Here is a 2,434-nt window from a genome sequence, read left to right as displayed (position 1 = left end):
GTCGCCGGGCGGGGTGTCTACTCGCTGAACATAAGCAGGCAATCCAACGCAAGGTGTACGTAGGTACGGAGGTGGTTGGGCATGATCGTGAATGCTGTGTCCTCGGCTGGGTCGCGTGGTGCGGAGGGTGTTGGTGAGGGGGTGTTGCGGACGTTGGGGGAGGTCGAGCGGCGGGTGCTGTGGTTGTCCACGGCGATCATCGATCAGGCGAACCGGGTGCGGCCCAATCCCGAGGGGCTCAAGGTGGGTGGTCATCAGGCGTCCAGTGCCTCGATGGTGTCGATCATGACCTCTCTGTGGTTCCATCACCTGGGCGCGGAGGACAGGGTCTCCGTCAAGCCGCACGCCTCGCCGGTCCTGCACGCCGTCAACTACCTGCTCGGCGAGTTGGACGAGTCCTACCTGAGCACGCTGCGTTCCTTCGGCGGGTTGCAGAGCTATCCCAGTCGTTCCAAGGACCCGGACCCGGTGGACTACTCGACCGGGTCGGTGGGCATCGGGGCGACGGCACCGGTCTGGGCGGCGATCGCCCGCCGGTACGTGGACGGCCGCTTCGGCCAGGCCGGTCGGGGGCGTCAGTTCTCGCTCCTCGGCGACGCCGAACTCGACGAGGGCGCGATCTGGGAGACGGTCCAGGACCCGATGGTGGCCGGTCTCGGCGAGGTCGTGTGGATCGTCGACCTCAACCGGCAGTCCCTGGACCGGGTCGTCCCCCACCAGGCCGCCGACCGGCTCCAGGGCATGTTCGACGCCGCCGGCTGGCAGGTCCTCACCCTCAAGTACGGGCGCCTGCTGGAGGAACTGTTCACCCGCCCCGGCGGCGACGCGCTACGCGTCCGCATCGACTCTATGGGCAACCCCGAATACCAGCGACTCCTGCGTTGCAGCCCCGAGCAACTGCGCGACCGACTGCCCGGCACCGGATCCACCCGCGAACCCATCGCCGCCCTCATCGCCCCACTCGACGACACCGAACTCCGCGCCGCCCTACGCAACCTCGGCGGCCACGACCTCGGCGCCCTACTCCACGCCTACGACAGCATCGACGACACCCGGCCGACCGTCATCTTCGCGTACACGCTCAAGGGCTACCAGCTCGCCAACGAAGGCCACCCGCAAAACCACTCCTCCCTGCTGACAGAGAACCAGATGCGTGACCTGGCCGACCGGCTCGGCGCCGACCTCGACTCCCCCTGGGGCCGCTTCCCCGACGAAAGCGCAGCAGGGCTGCTGTGCGCCCGGGCCGCGCAACGACTCCATCGACAGAACCCGCCCGCACTACGACCCCCCACCGTGCCCACCGACATCGGCCGCACCCCCGGCGGGACCGCCAACACCCAACAGGCCCTGGGGCGCGTGCTGCTCGACCTCACCCGCCAGGCCCCCGAAGCGGCGGCCCGGATCGTCACGGTCAGTCCGGACGTGAGTTCCTCCACGAACCTGGGCGGCTGGATCAACAAGGCCGGGATCTGGTCCGTCGCCGAACGCACCGACTGGTTCGCCGACGACGCCGAAACGATCCTGCACTGGCGGGAACGACCCACCGGCCAACACGTCGAACTCGGCATCGCCGAAACCAACCTGGTCTCCCTCCTCGGCGAACTCGGCGCCACCTGGAGCCGCTGGGGACAACCCCTCCTGCCCATCGGCGTCATGTACGACCCCTTCGTCAACCGCGCCCTGGAACCCTGGTCCTTCGGCATCTACGCAGGCGGCCAGTCCATCCTCGTCGGCACCCCCTCCGGCGTCACCCTCGCCCCCGAAGGCGGCGCCCACCAATCCATCACCACCCCCTCCCTGGGCATCGAACAACCCGGCTGCACCACCTACGAACCCGCCTTCGCCCTCGACACCGAGTGGTGCCTACTCGCCTCCCTCAACCAACTCGGCAAGCCCGACGGCACCTCCGCCTACCTCCGCCTGTCCACCCGGCCGGTCGACCAGACCCTGGCCGCGGTCCCCACCGACCCCGCCGCACGCGAACGCCGCCGCCGGCAGGTCGTCGCCGGCGCCTACCCGCTCCGCCGAAGCGAGGCACCCGCAGTGACCATCGCGGCCATGGGCGCCCTCGTCCCCGAGGCCCTCGCCGCCGCCGACCGACTCGCAGCACTCGGCATCCCGGCCGACGTCGTCTGCATCACCAGCCCCGACCTCCTCTTCCGAGCCCTCCAAGCCCGCCGAGGCCTGACCGAGGGACCACACGGAATCCTCGACCAGGTCTTCCCCACCGACCGGGCCACCCCCCTGGTCACCGTCCTCGACGGGCATCCCCACACCCTCGCCTTCCTCGGCACCATCAACAACACACCCATCACCACCCTCGGCGTCACCCACTTCGGCCAGTCCGGCACCATCCAAGACGTCTACCGCCACCACCACATCGACACCGACAGCATCGTCACCGCCGCCCTCGACCACACCGACTGACACCCCG

The 2,434-nt window shown here is 69.5% G+C and carries 1 protein-coding gene; it reads left to right on the top strand.

Annotation, left to right across the window (positions count from 1 at the left end):
* Nucleotides 1–81: 81 nt before the first annotated feature.
* Nucleotides 82–2,427: a thiamine pyrophosphate-binding protein gene (locus ABT092_RS30855; RefSeq protein ID WP_502968547.1), complete on the top strand. Its 2,346-nt coding sequence runs from the start codon at nt 82–84 to the stop codon at nt 2,425–2,427.
* The last annotated feature ends 7 nt before the right edge of the window (nt 2,428–2,434 follow it).

The sequence above is a fragment of the Streptomyces sp. NPDC002490 genome, from assembly GCF_040296045.1.
Classification (GTDB): Bacteria; Actinomycetota; Actinomycetes; order Streptomycetales; family Streptomycetaceae; genus Streptomyces.
This window is presented reverse-complemented; position numbering and strand designations above follow the sequence as displayed.